At 63.1% G+C, this 19,286-nt stretch carries 21 protein-coding genes and 1 pseudogene; 10 read left to right on the top strand and 12 right to left on the bottom strand.

Translation table 11 applies throughout. The features are described from left to right. From AB4Z51_RS29350 to AB4Z51_RS29330, 5 genes and pseudogenes are all read right to left on the bottom strand, one after another. Window positions 1-129: Ku protein (locus AB4Z51_RS29350; protein ID WP_441498561.1), on the bottom strand; the 129-nt coding region annotated here is incomplete at its 3' end. Window positions 130-662: 533 nt separating this feature from the next. Further along, window positions 663-1,124, bottom strand: a pseudogene (locus AB4Z51_RS29345) (hypothetical protein); the annotation flags it as partial. Window positions 1,125-1,315: 191 nt separating this feature from the next. Then, window positions 1,316-1,537, bottom strand: coding sequence for a hypothetical protein (locus AB4Z51_RS29340; protein WP_441498556.1), 222 nt, complete (start codon window positions 1,535-1,537; stop codon window positions 1,316-1,318). A 383-nt stretch (window positions 1,538-1,920) separates the two neighbouring features. Beyond that, window positions 1,921-2,541 (bottom strand): hypothetical protein, encoded by a 621-nt coding sequence (locus AB4Z51_RS29335; RefSeq protein WP_441498555.1) that lies wholly within the window; start codon window positions 2,539-2,541, stop codon window positions 1,921-1,923. Between the two features lie 33 nt (window positions 2,542-2,574). Then, window positions 2,575-2,874, bottom strand: coding sequence for a hypothetical protein (locus tag AB4Z51_RS29330; RefSeq protein ID WP_441498560.1), 300 nt, complete (start codon window positions 2,872-2,874; stop codon window positions 2,575-2,577). A gap of 596 nt (window positions 2,875-3,470) precedes the next feature. Between AB4Z51_RS29330 and AB4Z51_RS29325 the strand changes: the two genes are divergently transcribed. From AB4Z51_RS29325 to AB4Z51_RS29310, 4 genes are all read left to right on the top strand, one after another. Continuing rightward, on the top strand, window positions 3,471-4,601 hold the full coding sequence (locus AB4Z51_RS29325; RefSeq protein ID WP_441498554.1) for a glycosyltransferase family 4 protein: 1,131 nt from the start codon (window positions 3,471-3,473) through the stop codon (window positions 4,599-4,601). Beyond that, window positions 4,556-5,551 carry a L,D-transpeptidase family protein gene (locus AB4Z51_RS29320; protein ID WP_441498553.1) on the top strand — a complete coding sequence of 332 codons (996 nt, stop codon included), beginning with the start codon at window positions 4,556-4,558 and terminating at the stop codon, window positions 5,549-5,551. The genes AB4Z51_RS29325 and AB4Z51_RS29320 overlap by 46 nt, the downstream gene beginning before the upstream one ends. Before the next feature lie 45 nt (window positions 5,552-5,596). Beyond that, window positions 5,597-5,791, top strand: coding sequence for a hypothetical protein (locus AB4Z51_RS29315; protein WP_441498563.1), 195 nt, complete (start codon window positions 5,597-5,599; stop codon window positions 5,789-5,791). A gap of 296 nt (window positions 5,792-6,087) precedes the next feature. Beyond that, window positions 6,088-6,237, top strand: coding sequence for a hypothetical protein (locus AB4Z51_RS29310; protein ID WP_441498552.1), 150 nt, complete (start codon window positions 6,088-6,090; stop codon window positions 6,235-6,237). Between the two features lie 13 nt (window positions 6,238-6,250). Here the strand turns inward: AB4Z51_RS29310 and AB4Z51_RS29305 are convergent, their stop codons facing one another. Next, the gene (locus AB4Z51_RS29305; RefSeq protein ID WP_441498559.1) at window positions 6,251-6,655 is read right to left on the bottom strand and encodes a hypothetical protein; all 405 of its coding nucleotides are present in this window, start codon (window positions 6,653-6,655) and stop codon (window positions 6,251-6,253) included. A 14-nt stretch (window positions 6,656-6,669) separates the two neighbouring features. Then, window positions 6,670-6,870, bottom strand: a complete 201-nt coding sequence (locus tag AB4Z51_RS29300; protein WP_441498551.1) for a hypothetical protein — start codon at window positions 6,868-6,870, stop codon at window positions 6,670-6,672. 266 nt (window positions 6,871-7,136) lie between these two features. Between AB4Z51_RS29300 and AB4Z51_RS29295 the strand changes: the two genes are divergently transcribed. Further along, complete coding sequence (locus tag AB4Z51_RS29295; protein ID WP_441498550.1) at window positions 7,137-8,036, top strand: 3'-5' exonuclease; 900 nt, start codon at window positions 7,137-7,139, stop codon at window positions 8,034-8,036. A gap of 44 nt (window positions 8,037-8,080) precedes the next feature. Here the strand turns inward: AB4Z51_RS29295 and AB4Z51_RS29290 are convergent, their stop codons facing one another. Then, the gene (locus AB4Z51_RS29290; RefSeq protein ID WP_441498549.1) at window positions 8,081-8,269 is read right to left on the bottom strand and encodes a DUF3606 domain-containing protein; all 189 of its coding nucleotides are present in this window, start codon (window positions 8,267-8,269) and stop codon (window positions 8,081-8,083) included. A 110-nt stretch (window positions 8,270-8,379) separates the two neighbouring features. Here AB4Z51_RS29290 and ligD (AB4Z51_RS29285) point away from each other — a divergent pair, with 110 nt between their 5' ends. The 4 genes from ligD (AB4Z51_RS29285) to ligD (AB4Z51_RS29270) all read left to right on the top strand — a co-directional run bounded on the left by ligD (AB4Z51_RS29285) (window position 8,380) and on the right by ligD (AB4Z51_RS29270) (window position 12,827). Further along, window positions 8,380-9,297: a non-homologous end-joining DNA ligase gene (gene ligD, locus AB4Z51_RS29285; RefSeq protein WP_441498548.1), complete on the top strand. Its 918-nt coding sequence runs from the start codon at window positions 8,380-8,382 to the stop codon at window positions 9,295-9,297. A gap of 326 nt (window positions 9,298-9,623) precedes the next feature. After that, complete coding sequence (locus tag AB4Z51_RS29280; RefSeq protein WP_441498547.1) at window positions 9,624-11,306, top strand: PHP domain-containing protein; 1,683 nt, start codon at window positions 9,624-9,626, stop codon at window positions 11,304-11,306. Continuing rightward, window positions 11,306-11,869: an MOSC domain-containing protein gene (locus AB4Z51_RS29275; protein ID WP_441498546.1), complete on the top strand. Its 564-nt coding sequence runs from the start codon at window positions 11,306-11,308 to the stop codon at window positions 11,867-11,869. The genes AB4Z51_RS29280 and AB4Z51_RS29275 overlap by 1 nt, the downstream gene beginning before the upstream one ends. Before the next feature lie 10 nt (window positions 11,870-11,879). After that, window positions 11,880-12,827: a non-homologous end-joining DNA ligase gene (ligD, locus tag AB4Z51_RS29270; protein ID WP_441498545.1), complete on the top strand. Its 948-nt coding sequence runs from the start codon at window positions 11,880-11,882 to the stop codon at window positions 12,825-12,827. Window positions 12,828-12,859: 32 nt separating this feature from the next. On the opposite strand, the gene AB4Z51_RS29265 is transcribed toward ligD (AB4Z51_RS29270), so the two are convergent. Beyond that, on the bottom strand, window positions 12,860-13,684 hold the full coding sequence (locus AB4Z51_RS29265) for a ribonuclease HII (RefSeq protein WP_441498544.1): 825 nt from the start codon (window positions 13,682-13,684) through the stop codon (window positions 12,860-12,862). 232 nt (window positions 13,685-13,916) lie between these two features. On the opposite strand from AB4Z51_RS29265, the gene AB4Z51_RS29260 reads away from it, so the two are divergent. Beyond that, the gene (locus tag AB4Z51_RS29260) at window positions 13,917-15,020 is read left to right on the top strand and encodes a DNA topoisomerase IB (protein WP_441498543.1); all 1,104 of its coding nucleotides are present in this window, start codon (window positions 13,917-13,919) and stop codon (window positions 15,018-15,020) included. Window positions 15,021-15,430: 410 nt separating this feature from the next. Here AB4Z51_RS29260 and paoC read toward each other — a convergent pair whose 3' ends face one another. Genes paoC through paoA form a run of 3 tightly spaced genes read right to left on the bottom strand, consistent with a single transcriptional unit; the run spans window position 15,431 to window position 19,238 of the window. After that, window positions 15,431-17,650 carry an aldehyde oxidoreductase molybdenum-binding subunit PaoC gene (gene paoC / locus AB4Z51_RS29255; RefSeq protein WP_441498542.1) on the bottom strand — a complete coding sequence of 740 codons (2,220 nt, stop codon included), beginning with the start codon at window positions 17,648-17,650 and terminating at the stop codon, window positions 15,431-15,433. Continuing rightward, the gene (locus AB4Z51_RS29250) at window positions 17,647-18,600 is read right to left on the bottom strand and encodes an FAD binding domain-containing protein (protein WP_441498541.1); all 954 of its coding nucleotides are present in this window, start codon (window positions 18,598-18,600) and stop codon (window positions 17,647-17,649) included. Before AB4Z51_RS29250 ends, paoC begins: the two co-directional genes overlap by 4 nt. Further along, window positions 18,597-19,238 carry an aldehyde dehydrogenase iron-sulfur subunit PaoA gene (gene paoA, locus AB4Z51_RS29245; RefSeq protein ID WP_441498540.1) on the bottom strand — a complete coding sequence of 214 codons (642 nt, stop codon included), beginning with the start codon at window positions 19,236-19,238 and terminating at the stop codon, window positions 18,597-18,599. Before paoA ends, AB4Z51_RS29250 begins: the two co-directional genes overlap by 4 nt. Between the last annotated feature and the right edge of the window lie 48 nt (window positions 19,239-19,286).

The following is a 19,286-nucleotide window of genomic DNA, read 5'->3' as shown; positions in this document are numbered from 1 at the left end:
GTGCCCCGTCGCCCGGTTCAGCTGGTTGAAGCTGATCTTCTCGGACTCGGATGTCGCCGGGTACAGCGCCACCGGGCAGGTGACGAGCGAAAGGCGAAGAAAGCCTTTCCAGTTGGCGCGGGGGGCCATGAACGCGGTACTCCAGGGGTAAGGGACACGGACTCAAGACGAACGGGGCGGCGCGGTTCCGACACCGCCAGCGGCCGCCCACGGAATCAAGCCCTACTCCTACCGGCTGCGGGCGCGGGCGAAAGAGAGCGCCGACGCTACTCCACTGAAATGAGAACATAGTTCCATCACCGCCACCCGAACTCTCCAAACCGGCCGCCTTCGACCTGGAAGCCGCCGCCGACCAGGCTATCACAGCCTGCGGCGTAGACGCCCGGCAGGCGTTCAGCTGCGTCGCCGTCGACTTTCTCGAGACCGACGACGAGCTCCGGACCAAGGTGTCGAGAGCCTACGCCCGACGGCTCCCCGGTGGGCGCGAACGCTAGGATGAGGCAGATGTCTGAAGTGACCTACTCTGTCGCTCTGCCGTTCGTTTTCTCCCCACGACAGCATGACTGACGCCAAGCTAATCCAGAAATTCGGCGACGTGCCGGACGATCTGAGCGCGCGCCTGCGGCACTCGTCGTTTCGCGGGACCCGGTGGCGACCCACTTGCCGCTGAGAGAGAGGCTCATGCGGGTGACGACGTCGTCCCAGGCGTGCTCTTCTTCGGCGGGATAGTTGATCAGCACGCAATGGACCAGCCGCTCCGAGAAGTTGCAGCGGTCGTACCAAACCTTGTCGCCTTTGTAGCTGGAAATCGCGAAGAAGCGCGGTGTCACGCGTTTGTACTGGATGCCGGAAGGCGGGTGCCTCTTCGAGAGAAAGGCGGCGGGTGAATCATTCGCGACGTTGGGTGCGGCCTCGATCGTGAGTTGGGCGCGGCCGTCTGCGGTTCGGAATCGTTGACCGTACCCATCGGGCCGGCCGCCTTCTTCCGTGAAGATCGAGGAAGGGAAATCCACCGAGGTGCCGGTCTGTGGAATGATGTACCTGGTCCATCTCACCGGTTGCGCCGAGACCGTCGATGTCGAGGCGGTGAGTGCCAAAGCAAGAGCCATCATCATTGCTTTCATCGCATTTCCTTTGCGGTTGTGACCCGCCGGCGGAGCCGGTCCTACCCTTCCTTCAACGCCGACTTGACCTCACGTACGGCGTCCAGCGTCAGATCGAGATCGCCAGGGAAGATCTGCCACCGCGAGCCATCGTCGAGCTCGACGATGTGGCTCTCGGAATGCGTCCGATCTTCATCGGGCGCAGCCGCGCGCTACTTCTGCTCCGAGGGAGCCTGGGCATTTGAGTTGTTCGGGCTGGGCTTATTTGCTTCGTGATGTCCGATCGCACAACCCGCCGCGGTGCCCAGCTTGCCATGGCCGGCCATGTGGCCAGCGACGCCGCCGACGATGGCTCCCTTGATGCATCCCTTGGCTTCCGCCGGTGACGCCAAGGCGAGTACGGACAGGCAGGTGATGGTCAAGATCGTTTTCATGATCGTTCTCCGAGTTGAGATGCTTCCGAAAATCAAGTCGCGTGGAGCATCGCCGTTCCGTTCGGGCAGCCGAGAACGCGGAATGAGGTTCGCAGGTGGGACTTCCCATTCACGCGTGGCCGCCGCACCCGGCGCGCCTGTTTACCTTGGACCTCGCCAGATCGCGCTCGATAGCGGCCGCTCTGTCATAAGCTTTGCGGGACCTAGCAGTTTTGATCTGCCTTGCCAGCGGATGCACGTTCGTAAAGGGCCGGTTAGATAGCGTCTAATAACCGAAGACCAACAGCGATGATCGACCGACGACGGCGCCCATCAGTGCTACGCCATCCGGGCCAGCACTCGGATGCGATGGAGAGCGGCCCGCCTAAGCGGGCCGCCTGAATTCACCGCGCTCCGGTGCCGTAGAGTTGGCGCTCTCTGCGCACCTCGTCTGGCCCGTATGGCTGAGCGGAGGGATCGTAACTCTTCCACCCCGCCTTCTGCCAGGCCGCACTGCGGTCGCGCAGATTTACTGCCGACTGGTTCAGGATCGCTTCGAAACGGGCACGGTCTGCATCGGGAACGCGAGCCGAAACCAAGGTGCCACCGCGCCGCACGCCTTCGGCATAGAGGGGAGCTTCCTCGTCGGAGATGCCTGCCTGCGTCAATGCGCCGACAACGCCGCCAGTGGCGGCACCGGCTGTCGCACCGAGCGCAGTAGATGCGAGCCATCCAGCTGCGACGACGGGGCCCAGGCCCGGGATCGCCAACAGCCCCAGACCTGCGAGCAATCCGGCGGCGCCACCGAGACCCGCGCCTATGCCTGCACCGGTAGCCGCGCCTTCGGCACGGTCATCGACCCCATCGCGGTCGCGATCGACCTTCTTGTCGGCGTTGTACCAGCTGTCGGAGTTGTTTGCGACGATGCTCAAATCCGAGTGCGGTACGCCCGCCGCCTCCAAACTCGTCACTGCCCGCTGTGCGTCGGCATAGCTGTCGTAGAGACGTGAAATCGTAACGGTCATCTTGAATCCTTCTCTGTTTCGCTGCGCTGTCGATTACTTTGCCGCGTTCACGTTGCCTTGGAAGTCCAGGCTGACATCGGTCGATGTTCCGCCTTTGCTGGCCTTTCCGCGCCACACGCCCTTGTCGTCCTTCTTCAGAGAGGTGACATTGTTGTAGCCAGCTTCCTCGATCTTCGATTTGGCTTGGCCTTCAGTAAAACTGTTGGCACCCGAAACCGGTTTATCGGAATTGTTCTGGCCGGAGCTGTTGACTGCGTTGTTGTTCGGCCGATCGGTCGCGGGTGGATTCTGCGCAAACGACGGAGCAGCGAGAAGCGAAGCAGAAGTCAGCAGAAGAAAAATGAGGAGAGGTGCACTCGTTCCTCTTAGCCAGCCGACTGAACGCAGCCAGCAAAGCCAGTTGGACAGTCTACGGCGATAGCGAACTCCTAGTGTCTCGCGAGACGTCACGGCCTCGACGAGCCGTCAAGGCCTCGATACGTCTCCATCACCGAGCTTAAGATTTTCGGGAAAAACTGGAAACCTCCCCTCGGGCGAGGAGTTGCCGTCCACGATGTCAACTTTGTTGGACCAAGAACATGGTCGAGGACGCTGCGCTGCGGCGAGCGGTGGATTCAGCTTGGTCCCTCTATCGGGCGAAGCATCGCGACGTAGATGCCGCGGACAGCCGGCGTTGTTTGCTGCAGCGCCACCTTCGAGGGAGATGGGAAGCGCGCGTCTGCGAGATCGAAGAACTGACCGGCTTCGGCCTCGCCTACTTGAACAGTCTCCCCAAAGGCGAATGTTGAGGCTGATTGGTAAGCTCGTCAAACAAGTGGTGGTAAGCACCGCGAGGCCGGACTGGACGCTGTTAATAATCTCCGAACTCGTTTCGGCTGCCATCGTGCTTGTCCTCCGATCGATGTTTCCAGTCTAGAGGATCGACATCGATGCGCATCGCTCAGCTTGCTCCCCTCGCCGAAAGCGTTCCCCCAAAGCTGTACGGCGGCACCGAGCGGGTCGTGGCGTGGTTGGTGGACGAGTTGGTAGAGCTAGGCCACGACGTCACGCTATTCGCGAGCGGCGATTCCAGGACGAAAGGCAAACTTCATCCCGTGTGGCCACGCGCGCTACGCCTCGGGCGCGAGGGCGTGGACCCCAATGCGGCTTGTGCCGTGCTGCTGGAGGCCATCGCAAGGCGCGCAAAAGACTTTGACGTGATCCACGCACATATTGATTGGTTGCCGCTTCCGCTGCTCAGCCGGCTCGGCGTGCCGTTCCTGACCACCATGCATGGTCGGCTGGACCTTCCTGGCTTGCCGGACGTGGTGCGGGAGTTTCCCCGCGCGGGCTTCGTCTCGATATCCGAGCACCAGCGCGTGCCGCTTCCGAAGGCGAACTGGATTACCACGATCCAGCACGGGCTGCCTTCGCACCTCTTTCGCCCTTCTTTCAATGAAGGATCCTATCTAGCCTTCCTCGGTCGCCTTACGGCGGAGAAAGGTCCGGAGGACGCGATCCGGATCGCGCGGGCGGCCGGCAAGCCACTGCGCATCGCCGCAAAGATCCCGCGCGGTGAGACCGGATACTTCAAGAAGAAACTGGAGCCGCACATCGAAGGTCGAATGGTTCAGCTTGTGGGGGAAGTCGGCGATGCGAAAAAGCAGCCGTTCCTCGCCGACGCAGCGGCCCTGCTGTTCCCGATCGATTGGCCTGAGCCATTCGGTCTCGTCATGATCGAGGCGATGGCTTGCGGAACGCCCGTGATTGCCTACCGATCTGGATCTGTGCCGGAAGTCATTGAAGAGGGCGTGACGGGTTTCATCGTCGAGAACGAGGTCGAGGCGGTAAGGGCCGTTGGAGAGCTTGGCCGTATCGACCGAAGGGCTGTGCGCGCCCGCTTCGAAGCGCGCTTCCCAGCAGGACGGATGGCGCGAGAGTATGAGCGCGCCTACCGAGACTTGATCGCCGATTCCGGCGTGAAGGAAAGGACCTATGCCTGGGTGCTCAGCCATCTATATGAAAGGATTTGGCGATGTGGCCTCGAAAGGCTAAACATATCATTGTGCTCCTGGCCGTGATGGCCGGCCCGGCGGCGCGGTGCGCCGAAATGGGCGCGGCTGCTATCGATGCCGCCGAACCGTCGAAGAAGACCTTGTCGAACGAGAAGCCGACGCCGGCGGGGGTTCGGCTGCAAGTCCTGCTCGACCGAGCCCACTTCTCGCCAGGTGAGATTGACGGCAGATTCGGCGAGAACGCGAAGAAGGCCCTACGCGCCTTCGCGGAGGCGCGGCAATTGCCGAGCTCGGACGTTCCGACCGAGGACGTCTGGAACGCACTGCGCGCTGACGATCGGCGGATCACGGCGAACTACACGATCACCGAGCAGGATGTCGCTGGACCTTTTCTGAGCACGCTTCCCTCGAAGATGGAGGAGATGAAAAACTTGCCGAAGCTGGGTTTCATCAGCCCGCGAGAGGGACTGGCTGAGAAATTCCATATGAGCGAGCAACTGCTGGCGGCGCTCAATCCGGGCCAGCGCTTCGACCGCGCCGGCCAGAGTATCATCGTGGTGGATACCGGGAGTGCAGAGGCCGGCGCGCCGTCGAGGGCGGACAGGGTCGAGGTCGACAAGAGCGTGCAGACGGTGAAGCTATTCGACAAGTCGAACTCGCTGATCGGCTTCTATCCGGCCACGGTCGGGAGCGAGGAGAAGCCGTCGCCATCTGGCACTCTGAAGGTGACCGAGGTGGACCGAAATCCGACCTATCGCTACAATCCGGACTACCATTTCAAGGGCGTTCGATCTCGAAAGCCTTTCATTATCAAGCCCGGTCCCAACAACCCGGTCGGAACAGTGTGGATCAACCTCACCGCTGACGGATATGGCATTCACGGTACCCCGTCGCCCGGAAAAGTCTCGAAGGCGGAATCCCACGGCTGCGTCCGTCTGACGAACTGGGATGCGGAGCGGGTTGCTGCGAGCGTTGCGAAGGGCACTCCGGTCGCTTTCGTCGACGGCTCACGATGACCGCCGACTGCGTGAGAACGACTTCCGCCGGTCAGGCCGGGGAGCGTGGCCGCGGGCGAGGCGACCGAGTGCCTCAGCGTCAACGCCGCAGTCATGCGGGCCCAGGCGCTGTCGAGGAAGCCGGGTCACGCGGGCGCCGTCGCGTTCTCGCGGACCGGCGACCCGTCGAGCGGCGACTTCAGCGACGCCACGCTGCTCCGCAAGTTCGGTGACGTTCCCGACGATTTGACCGCACCGTGAGACCCGGAAAGTGGATTGGGTGCGCAACGAGATCACGCGGGTGCAAGGACACATCCACGCCCAGGAGCGCGAGATCCGGATGCTATAGCGGGCTGGGATTTCGACCGCTTCGGGGGAGCTGCTGTTAGCGCGCATGCGGGCGAAAATCGATGACCTGTCCCGCCAGAGCGAGACACTACGGACGGCGGGTCTGGGCCAATGATTGCCGCAAAGGCGCTCGACGTGAGAGCCAGTTCACAGGCGCCATGCTGGAAGTCCGCTAGGCTGGTACCAGCTTCTCCCGAAGGGATAGACAAATGGATGCAGCGGCAAGGACAGCTTCAAGCGCAGTCCGTTCGACTGACGGCGCGGAGGATTTCAAGACAATCGTGATCTTCTGCGGCCTGGGACTGCTGCTCTCGCTCGTCGCAGCCATGCTCTACGGTCTGGATTTCGCCGCCTTCTAAAGCGGCCACACCTTCAGGACGCCGTCGATCGAGCTCGCTCGCGTCCTTCGCGGCGTCGCTCGCGCCGTTCCCGCCTTCGCTTCGCACGCTCCGCGAGCGGTGGCAGCGAAGGCACGGGCGCATCGACCGCCACGGGTGGGATCGCCTCGATCGGTCGGTCGGCGCCGGAACGCGCCTCCATGAATTCGAGCACGGCCCGACCTTTTTCCGTGATCTTCCACCCACCGCTTTCGCGATCGACTAATCCTTGCGAAAAGATGTCGAGGTCAGGTACGCGCGCAGCCAGCCGCCTGGTCCGGTCGCTCCAATCCCGGCCGCTGGTCGCCAAGATCGCCATGTCACGCTTAATGTCGTCCATCACGGCGAATCCTTCCGGATAGCTCACCAGGATCTTCAGCACCGTGACTTGAAAATTCACCGCCGGTCTCGCTTTCAGCGCCACATGGTCGGCGCCCGGGAAAGGGCTTTGCGGCCGACCTGCCTGAGGCCTTCGGGTGAAACCTCTCCGCGGGTGGCTGCTTCCTGAACTTTTGCGGCGACATGCGTGCGTGCTCCGATCTCGCGCGCCGAAACGCTCTCGCAGACTTCATCGAGGACCGCGCGTAAAACCGCGGTAGTCGCCGTGTCGAACATCAGATGCCCCTGAAGAACGGGAAAGCCCGATAATAGCGAAGTTCGAGCGCGGTGAAATTCAAAAAACGTTAGCGTCGAAGGTCGCCATGCCGACCGAGCGCGCCAAGGCCGCACTGCTCGACCCGACACCCCGCATCCAGATCCAAACGAAACAACATGGGCTGAAAACGCGGTGAATCGCTTGTCTTTCGGGTACCCCGGCGTGGACGTCCCCGCTATTGTACGACGCTCCGCTTGACCAAATCGTACCGCAATTTCGGCAACAGATGCTTCAGGACGTAACTGATCTGCTTGCGATGGCCGAGGCCTTGAGCCGGTCGGGGGACTACCGCGTGCTGCGCCGCCTCGTCCCCCGGGGGGCGTACACCCCGGCGACCGTCGGGCAAGAGGTCCGGACGGCCATCCTCCTCGATACGGAAACGACCGGCCTCGACCACGCCCGCGACGAGATCATCGAGCTCGGCATGGTCAAGTTCGACTACCTGCAGGACGGCCGCATCGTCGGCGTCCGCGACGTCTTCTCCGCCTTCAACGAGCCCTCGAGTCCGATCCCGCCCGAGGTAGTCGCGATCACGGGCATCACCGACGAAATGGTAGCCGGCCACAAGCTAGAAGAGGCCGCCGTCGCGGCCTTCGTCGACGGCGCAGTGATCGCGATCGCGCACAACGCCGGCTTCGACAGGAAGTTTGCCGAGAGATACTGGCCGATCTTCGAGCGGATGGCCTGGGGCTGCAGCATGACCGAGGTCGATTGGCGAGCGCACGGTTTCGCGGGTAGCCAGCTCGGATACCTGCTCAACGGGGCGGGTCTCTTCCACCAGGCGCACAGGGCTGTCGACGACTGCCATGCGCTGCTCGAGATCCTGGACTTCGTTCTGCCAACGACCGGATCGCCGTCGCTCGCCCTACTGCTTGATACGGCACGCCGGAAGACGGTACGGATCTGGGCGGAGCAATCGCCGTTCGAGTTGAAGGACTCGCTGAAACGCCGCGGGTACCGCTGGAGTGACGGCGCGGATGGGCGCCCCAAGTCATGGTACGTCGATGTCTGCGAGTCCGCCGTCGACGACGAACTCGCGTTCCTCAAGGCGGAGATCTACCTGCGCGATGTCGAGCCGCGCCTCCAGACGCTTACCGCCTTCACCCGCTTCTCCTGCAGGATCTGAGCACGCGCGGATCGCGAGGCAGCGGCACGTCGGCTCAGTAGACGTCAGCGAGCCAGGCGCTTCTCCACCTTCTTGCGGCCATTGCCGACCTTCTTGACCGCCTTCTTGACGGCTGACGCCGAGCGGCCGGTCTTCTTGGCTTCGTAGCCTACTTCGTACTTCTGCCCGCCGGCGACGCGGGCCCGGTCCTGCTTGCGTCCTCGGGTGGTTTTGTTCTTCGTTGCCTTTGCCATGGTCGGCTCCTTCGTTGAACGATGCCGAAGCAACGTCACAAGGATTCACTGGTTCCGGAACGATTCCGCGCGTGCCACCTTGAATCATGTTTGTCGCGTGGAGTTTGTTCGTGGCGTTGCGTAGGAAGCCTGCCGATATCGGCATCAAGGCGACGTTCCCAAATTTCGTGGGGCCGGCCCTGGCATCGTCGATCGAGAGGGTGCCGGCCGGATCCCGGTGGATTCACGAAATAAAATTCGACGGCTATCGTGTGCAGGTCCATCTCCACAACGAAGCGGTCCGGGTTTTCACCCGACGCGGTTACGACTGGACGAACCGATTCAAGAAGGTTGCTCACGACGCTTGGCGCATCAAGGCAAGCTCGGCGGTCGTCGACGGCGAAATCGTCGTGCCGGCCGCGGACGGTACCACCGACTTCTCCGTGCTTCAGAACGAGCTTAGGGGAAGTTCGAAGCGCATCGTCCTGGTCGCCTTCGACCTGCTCTACCTGAACGGCCGCGACCTGCGGAAACTTCCGCTCCACCAGCGTAAGGCGGAGCTCAAGAAGATCATCGGCGGTACCGACGTCCAGTTCAGCGAAAGCTTCGAGATCGAGGGCGCCGATATGTTCGCCCACGCATGCAAGCTCGGACTTGAGGGAGTGGTCTCGAAGGTCCGCGACAGCACCTATGCCAGCGGCCGCGGCAACAATTGGGTGAAGAAGACCTGCACCCAGCGGGAGACGCTTACCATCGCCGGCTTCGCCCTCGATGGCTCGAAGTGGGACGGCCTCTACGTCGGCCGGCGCAAGGGCGCCGACCTGGTCTACGCAGGCAAGGTCGACCACGGCTTCGATAAGGCGTCCACTGCGGAGCTCCGCCGGCGGCTGGAGCCGCTTGTCCGAAAAACCCAGCCCTACGCCAAGCGGATCGCCCACAAGGGCGTCTGGGTGGAGCCTAAATTGCTCGCCGAGATCGAGTACCGCGCGAAGTCCGCGGAAGGGAAAGTCCGGCACCCGTTCTTCAAGGGGCTGCGCGAGGACCTTTGAGAGATGCGCGCCGCAGAACTATCGGCGAGAACAGGCGTTTACCGAGCATGTCAGACGCATTCGACTATTTCCGCGCCTACGCCGTCCGAGCTCTCTGCAAAGCGAGATCCATGCCTCGGGGCAGGATGAAGCACCTRCAGCTGGTGGCCGGCCGGATCTACAATCTCCTCAAGAAGGAAGCTGCCTACGGTCCCAATATTCAGCATCTTGACGACTTTCGCGCGGCCCAGAAGCTCGAGAGCTCTCTCGATCGACGGCCAAGTGACCACTCCGGCGGTCGCCTTATTCCGGCGGCCCAGCAAAGCTCGGACCGGGAGGCTCGCTGAATGCCTTCGCTCGACGCTCGCGGTGTGGCAAGCCTCCTGCGGGAGTACGCGCAGCGTACCGCGTTGCGAGGCGGCAATCCCTACCGGGCGAAAGCCTACTCTCGGGCCGCCGACAGCCTGGCGGCCCTTGCCGTTCCTCTGGATGTGCTCATCGCCGAAGATCGTATTACGGAGATCCCGGGCGTCGGCGATGCCATCGCCGACATAATCGCCAAGCTTCACAAGACGGGCACTCACCCGAGCCTCGAAAAGCTGCGGAAGGAGATTCCCGAGGGCGTGCTCGAGATGCTCGCGGTGCCCGGCCTCCGCCCGGAGAAGGTGCTGCGGCTCTACAAAGATCTGGGCATCGCCTCCCTCGCCGAACTGGAGGCCGCCGCCAAGGACGACCGCATCAAGAAGGCGAAAGGACTCGGCGCCGCGCTGCAGACCAAGATCTTGCAGAACCTCGCGATCGCGAAAAGCGGAGAAGGCCGCCTCCACCTGCACCGTGCCGCCGCCCTGCTGGCGCATGCCAAGGATTCGATCCGCAAGTCGCGGCCCGAACTGACGCGGGTCACGATCGCTGGCGATTTCCGTCGAGGCTGCGAACTCGTCGCCGACCTCGCGATAGTTGCGGAGGCTCCGGCGGCCGCCAAGGCACCGAAGTCGTCACCCGCCGACGGACTGCAGATTCGGCTGTCCGATCGCAAACACTTCGGCGCCACGCTTCTGTTCGCGACCGGCTCCGCCGCTCATATCGAGCAGCTCCAAGCTTTGGCCGCCGAGAAAGAGATGCGGTTAGAGGCCGATGGCTTGCACAAGGGGCGCACCCTGATCGCCGGCGAGGAGAGCGAGATCTATCACGCACTTGGTCTGCCCTTCATCGACCCCGAACTCCGGGAGGGGCGCGGCGAGATCGAGTTGGCTCTGAAAGGCGAGTTCCCGAAGCTCGTCACCGACGAGGACCTGCGCGGAATCCTTCACTGCCACACCGATGCCTCCGACGGCACGGAGACGCTTGAGGCCATGGCCAAGGCGACGCGGCAGCGCGGCTTCGAATACTTCGGCGTCGCCGATCATTCCAAGTCCGCTCACTACGCCGGCGGCCTGTCGGTCGAACAGATCGCCGAGCAGCACCGGGAAGCCGACCGCCTGAACAAGCGCCTCGGCAAGGATTTCCGGATCCTCAAAGGAATCGAGTCGGACATCCTGGCTGACGGCTCGCTGGACTATCYGGACGAAGTGCTCGATCGGTTCGATTTCGTAGTAGCCAGCATCCACGGCCGCTTCAAACTGGACCGCAAGGCGCAGACGCAGCGCCTTCTTCGTGCCATCAGCGATCCTCATACCACCATCATCGGCCACATGACCGGGCGACAGCTTCAGCGGAGGCCCGGCTACGAGATCGACGTCGAGAAGGTGCTGCGGGCCTGCGCCAAGCACGACGTTGTCGTCGAGATCAACGCCCACCCGTGGCGGCTCGACCTGGACTGGCGCTGGCACCAGGCGGCGCTCGAGTTCGGCTGCATGGTGAGCATCAATCCGGACGCGCACTCGATCCCGGAACTTGACCACATGCACTGGGGCGTCGAGATGGCCCGGAAGGGCGGAGTTCCCGCCGACCGGGTCCTGAACGCGATGACGCTTCCGGAGATCACGCGCTACCTTCGCCAGAAGCGGCGCTCGCTCGCCCGCGCCGCTTGATGCCGCAGAAGCAAGATCTCTCGCTGCAGGGAAAGGTGGTGGCGGTCGCTGCCGATCGCGGGCACCACTTCAGCAAACCAACGCAGGACCGCATAATCCTGGTGGAGGGCCAGGGCGTCGAAGGCGACGCCCACGCCGGCCCGTTCGTCAGGCACCGCTATCTGGCCCGCCGCCGGCCACGCCTGCCCAATCTCCGGCAGGTCCATCTGATCCCGGCCGAACTCTTCGCGACGCTACATAAAGCCGGCTTCGAGGTCGGCGCCGGCGACCTCGGCGAGAACATCAGCACCGCCGGCTTGGCCCTCGAGCGGATGCCGCTCGGGACGCTCCTCGAGTTCGGACCCACGGCGGTTGTTGAGCTGACCGGCCTCCGCACGCCCTGCGTTCTGATCGACCGGTTCAGGGCGGGCCTCAAACGGCACGTGCTCTCGTCGGCGGAAACGGGCCCTGCGTTCAAATCCGGAGTGCTAGGCGTGGTCCGGGCCGGGGGACCGGTCGCGGCTGGCGATATCGCGCGGGTTTGCCTTCCGTCGTCCTCGTTTCGGCCTTTGCCGGCCCTGTAGGAACCCTGTCATGGCCCGAAAATCGACCCTGCCTTATCGCCTGCAACCCATGCTGGCCACGCTGACGGATGCGCCGTTCGACGATCCCGATTGGGTTTTCGAGGACAAATTCGATGGTTTTCGTATGGTCGCKGAAATCCGGCGTGGTCAGGTCGCGCTCTACAGCCGCAACGGGAAGATCATCAGCCACTCCTACGTGGAGGTCGCGAAAGCTCTTGAAGGCGTGAAGATGGACGCCGTGATCGACGGCGAGCTTGTCGCCATCGGCAAGGATGGCGTCTCCCATTTCCAGTTGCTTCAGAACGCCCTACGCCATGAGGCCAAACTCTTGTACTGCGCGTTCGACCTCATGTTCGCGGACGGCGAGGACCTGCGTGCGCTGCCGCTCCTCGATCGCAAGAAGCGGCTAAACGCCATCCTGCCGCGCCACAAGCTGATCGCGTTCAGCAACCACCGCAAACGCGAGGGGACGAAGTTCTTCGCAGAAGCCGAGCGAAGGCATCTCGAAGGCATCATGGCCAAGCGCGCCGACAGCCCATATGCATCCGGACGCCGGACCGCCGATTGGCTGAAGGTGAAGACGGCGCAGCGGCAGGAGGTCGTGATAGCCGGCTTCACGGCTCCGAAACGAACCCGGCCCTTCTTCGGCGCCCTCGTCCTGGCGGTACGGGAGGGGGATGCATGGCGGTACATCGGCCGTGTCGGCACGGGCTTCAGCCACCACGTTCTCGAAGACCTTCATGGCAAGCTCATGAGGCTCAAGATAGGCAAGTCGCCGTTTTCCGTCCTGGTGAAGGATGAGCAAGTCACGACTTGGGTCCGGCCTTCTTTGGTTGCGGAAGTGAAGTTCGCCGAGTGGACCAGCAAGGGAGAATTGCGCCAGCCGGTCTATCTCGGCCTGCGGTCCGACAAGAAGGCTAAAGAGGTCGTTCGCGAAAAGAGTTGGTCGCGAAAATAGTGCCGCCGAGAAAGAGGAGACGTCCGACCCCGTCAGCCGGCTTCGCGCTCGGCTGCCGAAGGCCACGGCGGCAGGGGCGGCAACCCGAGAGCCTCGCGCACGGGTCCGAACGACCGACGGTGAGCTGCGCATGCACCGAGCCTTGCAAGAGCTTCGTAGTGGGCCGGCACGGGGTAGCCCTTATGATCCGCGAAGCCGTAGCCGGGGTGACGAATGTCGAGAGTCCGCATGACCGTGTCACGCGCGACTTTCGCCAGGATCGACGCGGCAGCGATGCTGGCGGACTTGGCATCGCCCTTGATGATCGCTTGCTGGGGGATGCTGATTCCCTTCAACCGTTTCGCGTCGATCAGCAAGTGCTGCGGCGTCAAGCCCAGCCCCCTGACCGCGCGCTGCATGGCCTGGATGCCTGCCCAATAGATGTTGATCGTGTCGATCTCCTCAACCTCCACGAGGGCGACACACCAACTCTCAGCCTTTGCCTTGATCTCCATCGCGAGTTCCTCGCGAGTCGCGGCGTCGAGTTTCTTGGAGTCGTCGATTCCGATTATCCGCGTGCCGGGCTTCAGGATCACGGCGCCGGCGGAGACCGGCCCGGCGAGAGGGCTCATTCCGGCCTCGTCCACGCCTGCCACCGCATGATGGCCGCTTTCCCAGAGACAGGTCTCGAAGCGGAGCATCTTGCGGAGGCGCTGCCCTTCGGACCTATTCTCAAAGCGGCGTTTATCGATTGAAGCCAGGATGGCACGGGCGCCCGCGCGGGTGTCAGCTCGCAAGATCTGCTCGACGCTAGTCTCGAGCGGTCTTTTCTCGACGACATAGCGTTGACGCAGCACATCGAGTGGAAACCGGGACATGGAAGCCTTCGCGGAGATTGACTGTGCGGGGAGCGTGTCGGTGAACTTTGTGGCGATTGTCTGAAGCTAAGCTGCGCCGCCCAGCGACTCCCAGCGTTGTCGAAAAGGAACCCGCCCGACCTCACCCTTGTATGGATTGCATCCACCAATCTCAGAACGGAACCAACCGGTGTCTTCCTCCCTTTACGAGGAGTGGAGCCTCGATCCCAGGGTGCTTCCGAGGGACAGGCTCATGCTCCGAGAGACCGGCAACGAAGAACAGGTTCTGGATCACACCGCCGAAGTGGCGGCCACCATCGCGCAAGAAGGGCTCCGGTACGTCAGCGACTCCGCGCCTGGCTACACGCGCAAGCGGACCGGTACGACCTTCAGCTACTACGACAAGGATGGAAAGCGCATCACCGATGCCACTGTCATCCGGCGCATCAAGTCGATCGGCATCCCGCCGGCCTACGAATCCGTGTGGATCTGCCCTTCGGCCAATGGCCACATCCAGGCGACCGGGATCGATGCGCGAGGTCGTAAGCAGTACCGCTACCACCCAAAATGGCGCGAGCTGCGCGACCAGAACAAGTACGAACACATCATCCAGTTCGCCGCCGCGCTGCCCACGCTGCGGGAGCGGATCGCCGCCGACATGAAGCGGGACGGACTGCCTCGCGAGAAGGTGCTGGCCACGATCGTCAGTCTTCTGGAGAAGACGTTGATCCGGGTCGGCAACGCCGAGTATGCCGAGAAGAACAAATCCTACGGGCTCACAACCATGCGGCGAAAGCACGTCGCCGTGGACCGCGGCGTCCTTCGGTTCGACTTCACTGGCAAATCGGGCAAGCAATGGAAGCTGCGAGTCGAGGATAAGCGGATAGCCGCAATCGTCAAGCGCTGCGCAGAGATCCCGGGACACGAGCTATTCAAGTACTTGGACGACGACGGACAACCCCGCACGGTCTATTCCGGCGACGTAAACGCCTACATCAAGGACATCACGGGCGAGGACTTCAGCGCTAAGGATTTCCGGACCTGGGCGGGGACGGTTCTCGCGGCGTTAGCCCTGGCCGAACTCAAGAAGTACGACAGCCAGGCCGAGGCGAAGCGTAACGTCGTCGCCGCGATCGAGAGGGTCTCCAAGCAGCTCGGCAACACACCGGCCATCTGCCGAAAGTGCTACGTGCATCCGGAAGTCCTTAACGCCTACATGTCCGGCGACCTCGTCAAGATGATCGAAGCCAAGGTCGCGCAGAAATTCAAGCGCCAGTACGCCAAGCTCACTTCCGACGAGATTATGGTGATGGCATTTCTTCGCAAGCGTCTCGATTCTCTGAAGGCTGCCGCCTAGCCACGAAGCGATCCCGCCGGACGCCATGGACAAGCTGTTCGAGCCGGTCTTCCGCGGAAAGGCCCGTGCAAGCAGACGAAGATTGGGGCTCGCCTCTTTATCGCGTCCTAGATGGCCGAGGCGCACGGCGGCGAACTTGTTGCGACGTCGAATCCCGAGGAGACGAGATTCACGTTCACGATGCCGTTGACCGCAAACTCCTGAAGGAGACCTTCATCCGCGGCAGCGGCGCGGTGGCCGGCAGACGTCGATCCATCGCATGAACACCAACCGTAAATCACGCATCTTCTGCAGGCGTCCGTCTATATGGTCAGGACGCGATCTGGCGGGACGTCGTCCAGCGCCTGTTGGACAACACGTGCGCTGCTGATGGTCGCCTCGACGAAGACGGCTGGCCGTCAGCGCCCCAGTCAAGAGACCGCCGGCAACCTGTCGAGGTGTTTGTCCAAAGTGATGGGATAATTGCGCACGCGGACGCCCGTCGCATTGTAGACGGCATTGGCGACGGCCGCCGCGACCCCGCATATGCCAAGCTCGGCCACGCCCTTCGCCTTCATCGGCGAGACCTTGTCGTCGGCCTCTTCCAGGAAGATCACTTCCTGATGCGGAATGTCGGCATGGACGGGTACCTCATAGCCGGCGAGGTCGTGATTGACGAAGAAGCCGCGTCGCTTGTCGACCGCGAGCTCCTCCATCAGAGCGGCGCCCACGCCCATGGTCATGGCTCCGATTACCTGACTCCGCGCGGTCGTGGGATTAAGGATGCGGCCGGCCGCGCAAACGGCCAGCATGCGGCGGATCCGGACCTCACCGGTGAAGCCGTCGACTGCAGCCTCGACAAAGTGGGCTCCGAACGTGGATTGTTGGTAGCTCGTGTCCAGGCCGCCCCATTCGATCTTGTCCTCGGCGACGAGTTCACCTTCGCCGACGGCGTCGGCGAGCTTCGCCGAGCGGTTTCCACTCATCACCTGGCCGTCCGAGAACGTCGCCTCCGCAGAGTTGAAGCCGAGCCGCTGCGCAACGGCTTCCCGAAGCTTTACGCAGGCCGCGTAGACGCCCGATGTCGAGCAGTTCGCTCCAAACTGCCCTCCGGATCCGGACGAGATGGGGAAGGTGGAATCGCCCAGGCGCACCACGATCTTTCCGATGTCGACACCCATCATCTCAGCGGCGGTCTGTGCGATGACCGTATAGCTGCCGGTGCCGATGTCGGTCATGTCGGTTTCAACGATGACGAGCCCATCTCTCCCCAGCCTGACGCGCGCACCCGAAGGCACCAGTAGATTGTTTCGGAAGGCGGCCGCGGTGCCCATGCCGACGAGCCAGTGTCCGTCCCGCACGGCGCCCGGGGTCGCGCTCCGGCGCGTCCAACCGAAACGTTCGGCACCCTCCCGCAAACACCGCACCAGGTTGCGCTGGGAGAAAGGACGGTCAGGCTTCTCGGGGTCCACCTGGGTGTCGTTGCGCACGCGCAGCTCGACCGGATCGAGGCCCAACCTCTCGGCCAGTTCGTCCATCGCGATCTCGAGCGCCATCATGCCAGGCGCCTCGCCGGGGGCGCGCATCGCGTTCCCTTCCGGCAAATCCATAACGGCGAGCCGCATAGAAGTGAGACGATTAGGGCCGGCGTACAGCAGTCTGGTTTGATTGATCGCCGTCTCTGGCTGACCGTCGGGGAGATCGCCGGACCCGCTTTCGTGCGCGATGGCAATGATGCGTCCATCCGCGCCCGCCCCGATCCGGATGCGCTGCCGCGTGGCAGGGCGGTGGGTTGTATTGTTCGGAATGAACGGCCGGGGTAACGCGACTTTGACGGGCCGGCCCGCCGCCTTCGCCCCCAGCGCAGCCATCACCGCGTCAGAGCGCAGGAACAGCTTGCCGCCAAAGCCCCCGCCGATATACGGCGACACCAATCGCACGTTGTCCTTTGGGATGCCCAGCGTGGTTGCGAGATCCGTCCTTCCCCAGTCTATCATCTGGTTGGACGTCCACACCGTCAGCTTGTCGCCATCCCAGGCCGCGATCGACGCATGAGGCTCCATCATCGAGTGGCTCTGGTCGGGGGTCGTGTAGAGTTCGTCGAGCTGCACAGGTGCCTGAGCGAAGGCCTGTTCGAAGTCCCCGGTCCGACTTTCGGGAGGCGCATCCTTTTCGGGACTGTTGGGGTCCTTTGCAAGCTGTGCAGTTTTCAGCGCCTCCTCGAGATCGAACCTGCCATCGACGGGCGCGTATTCGACCCGTATGAGCGCGGCCGCGGCCGTCGCCTGCTCGAAGGTCTCCGCTACGACCACCGCGATTGCCTGGTGATAGTGATCGATGTCAGGGCCGCCGAGCAGTTTGGCAGTGTTGAACTTTCCCTTGCCGAGCTTGCCGGCGTTCTCGGCGGTCACGACCGCCAGAACGCCGGGCGCGCGCTCCGCCTCCGCGAGAGACATGCTGGCGATGCGCCCCTTGCCGATCGCGGACCCGAGGACGGCCCCGTAGGCCAGATTGGCCATAACATCGTGGTGCTCATAGGCATACGGTGCCCTTCCCGTCGTTTTCAGGGGGCCGTCGATGCGAGGCTGCGCTCGCCCCACCACCTGCATGCGGTCGATGGGGTTGGCTTCGGCGGGTTTGTCGAATCTCATCGCTGCCTCGCATCGTTCAGAGCGGCGGCAACCGTCCGCTCGACCAGGGGTATCTTGAACGCGTTGCCGGTTGTCGGCTTCGCGTCGGCGAGCAACCGCGCGGAGAAGGGCTTGGCACCCTTCGACAGATCGGGTTCGGCCTCTTCGACCCGCCACGGCTTGGGGGCGACGCCGCCGATGGCCACCCGTCCGGACCCGTCCCGCTGCACGACGGCCGCGACGGACACCAGCGCGAACGCGTAGGACGCTCGATCTCTGACCTTTCTGTAAACATGGGTGCCGCCGACCGGCCGCGGCAGCGTCACGGCCGTGATTAGTTCGCCGGCGGTCAACGTCGTTTCAATGTGCGGCGTATCCCCCGGCAGGCGGTGGAATTCGGCGATCGGGATCTTGCGAGTTCGACCCCTGTCGTCGACGGTCTCTACCTCAGCGTCGAGCGCGCGCATGGCGACGGCCATATCCGAAGGGTTGGTCGCAATGCACGATTCGCTGGTACCGATCACGCCCAATTGTCGGCTCACGCCCTCGATCGCTGCGCAGCCGGAGCCGGGGCTTCGTTTGTTGCAGGGCTGATTGATGTCGTAGAAGTAAGGGCAGCGCGTGCGCTGGAGAAGATTTCCGGCCGTCGTGGCCTTGTTGCGGAGCTGGCCGGATGCGCCGGCGAGGAGAGCGCGGCTGAGCACGCCGTAATCCTTCCGGACGCGCATGTCGGCGGCAAGCGTGGTGTTTCTGACCAACGCGCCGATACGAAGTCCGCCATCCTCGGTATTCTCGATCTTATCGAGGCCCAGACCGTTGACGTCGATGAGATGTCGCGGAGTTTCGATCTCGAGCTTCATCAGATCGAGGAGGTTGGTGCCCCCGGCGATGAATTTCGCGCCTGGCGTCTCCCGCGCCTTGGCTGCCGCTTCCTGGGGCGAGGTGACGCGTTCGTAGGTGAATTCCTTCATGTGCTGCTCCCGGCGACCTCTGCGATCGCTTCGGCGATATTGGAGTAGGCGCCGCAGCGGCAGATGTTCCCGCTCATGCGTTCGCGCAGTTCGGCGTTCGTCAGTTCAGGAGGAGCGGTCAGGTCGGGGCTGACATGGCTCGGGATTCCTGCCTTGATCTCATCGAGCACCGCCACCGCCGAGCAGATCTGGCCGGGCGTGCAGTAGCCGCACTGATAACCGTCATGTTTGACGAAAGCCGTCTGCATGGGATGAAGCCGCTCGGGCTCGCCCAATCCCTCGATCGTGGTGATCCTGTCTCCTTCATGCATGACGGCGAGGGTGAGACACGAATTGATACGCACTCCGTTCACAATCACCGTACAGGCGCCGCACTGACCGTGGTCGCATCCCTTCTTCGTGCCGGTAAGCCTGAGATTTTCGCGCAGGGCATCGAGAAGCGTCGTGCGGTTGTCGACTTGAAGGCTGCGCGGCTTTCCGTTCACCTCGAATGATACGCCGGTCGGACGCTGCGAGGGCATTTGAGACGAGGGTGGTGATTGCGCCCGTGAGCCGGGGACGACGCCGACCATAGCCGTCGCAGTGCCGGCAGCCAGAAGGCGCCGCCTCGATACTTCCAGTTTGACCGGTTTTGGCATGTCGTCTCCTGGATTTCCCCCGATCTGGGGCATGTTCCGACGTTAATT

This window comes from Bradyrhizobium sp. 2TAF36 (assembly GCF_052114925.1).
GTDB classification, from domain to species: Bacteria; Pseudomonadota; Alphaproteobacteria; order Rhizobiales; family Xanthobacteraceae; genus Bradyrhizobium; species Bradyrhizobium barranii.
This window is presented reverse-complemented; position numbering and strand designations above follow the sequence as displayed.

Coding starts and splice junctions, on each gene's coding strand:
- AB4Z51_RS29340 (WP_441498556.1), bottom strand. CDS start 1,537: ATGAAAACGATCTTGACCATCACCTGCCTGTCCGTACTCGCCTTGGCG.
- AB4Z51_RS29335 (WP_441498555.1), bottom strand. CDS start 2,541: ATGACCGTTACGATTTCACGTCTCTACGACAGCTATGCCGACGCACAG.
- AB4Z51_RS29325 (WP_441498554.1), top strand. CDS start 3,471: ATGCGCATCGCTCAGCTTGCTCCCCTCGCCGAAAGCGTTCCCCCAAAG.
- AB4Z51_RS29320 (WP_441498553.1), top strand. CDS start 4,556: ATGTGGCCTCGAAAGGCTAAACATATCATTGTGCTCCTGGCCGTGATG.
- AB4Z51_RS29310 (WP_441498552.1), top strand. CDS start 6,088: ATGGATGCAGCGGCAAGGACAGCTTCAAGCGCAGTCCGTTCGACTGAC.
- AB4Z51_RS29300 (WP_441498551.1), bottom strand. CDS start 6,870: ATGTTCGACACGGCGACTACCGCGGTTTTACGCGCGGTCCTCGATGAA.
- AB4Z51_RS29295 (WP_441498550.1), top strand. CDS start 7,137: ATGCTTCAGGACGTAACTGATCTGCTTGCGATGGCCGAGGCCTTGAGC.
- AB4Z51_RS29290 (WP_441498549.1), bottom strand. CDS start 8,269: ATGGCAAAGGCAACGAAGAACAAAACCACCCGAGGACGCAAGCAGGAC.
- AB4Z51_RS29275 (WP_441498546.1), top strand. CDS start 11,306: ATGCCGCAGAAGCAAGATCTCTCGCTGCAGGGAAAGGTGGTGGCGGTC.
- AB4Z51_RS29265 (WP_441498544.1), bottom strand. CDS start 13,684: ATGTCCCGGTTTCCACTCGATGTGCTGCGTCAACGCTATGTCGTCGAG.
- AB4Z51_RS29260 (WP_441498543.1), top strand. CDS start 13,917: ATGCTCCGAGAGACCGGCAACGAAGAACAGGTTCTGGATCACACCGCC.
- paoC (WP_441498542.1), bottom strand. CDS start 17,650: ATGAGATTCGACAAACCCGCCGAAGCCAACCCCATCGACCGCATGCAG.
- AB4Z51_RS29250 (WP_441498541.1), bottom strand. CDS start 18,600: ATGAAGGAATTCACCTACGAACGCGTCACCTCGCCCCAGGAAGCGGCA.
- paoA (WP_441498540.1), bottom strand. CDS start 19,238: ATGCCAAAACCGGTCAAACTGGAAGTATCGAGGCGGCGCCTTCTGGCT.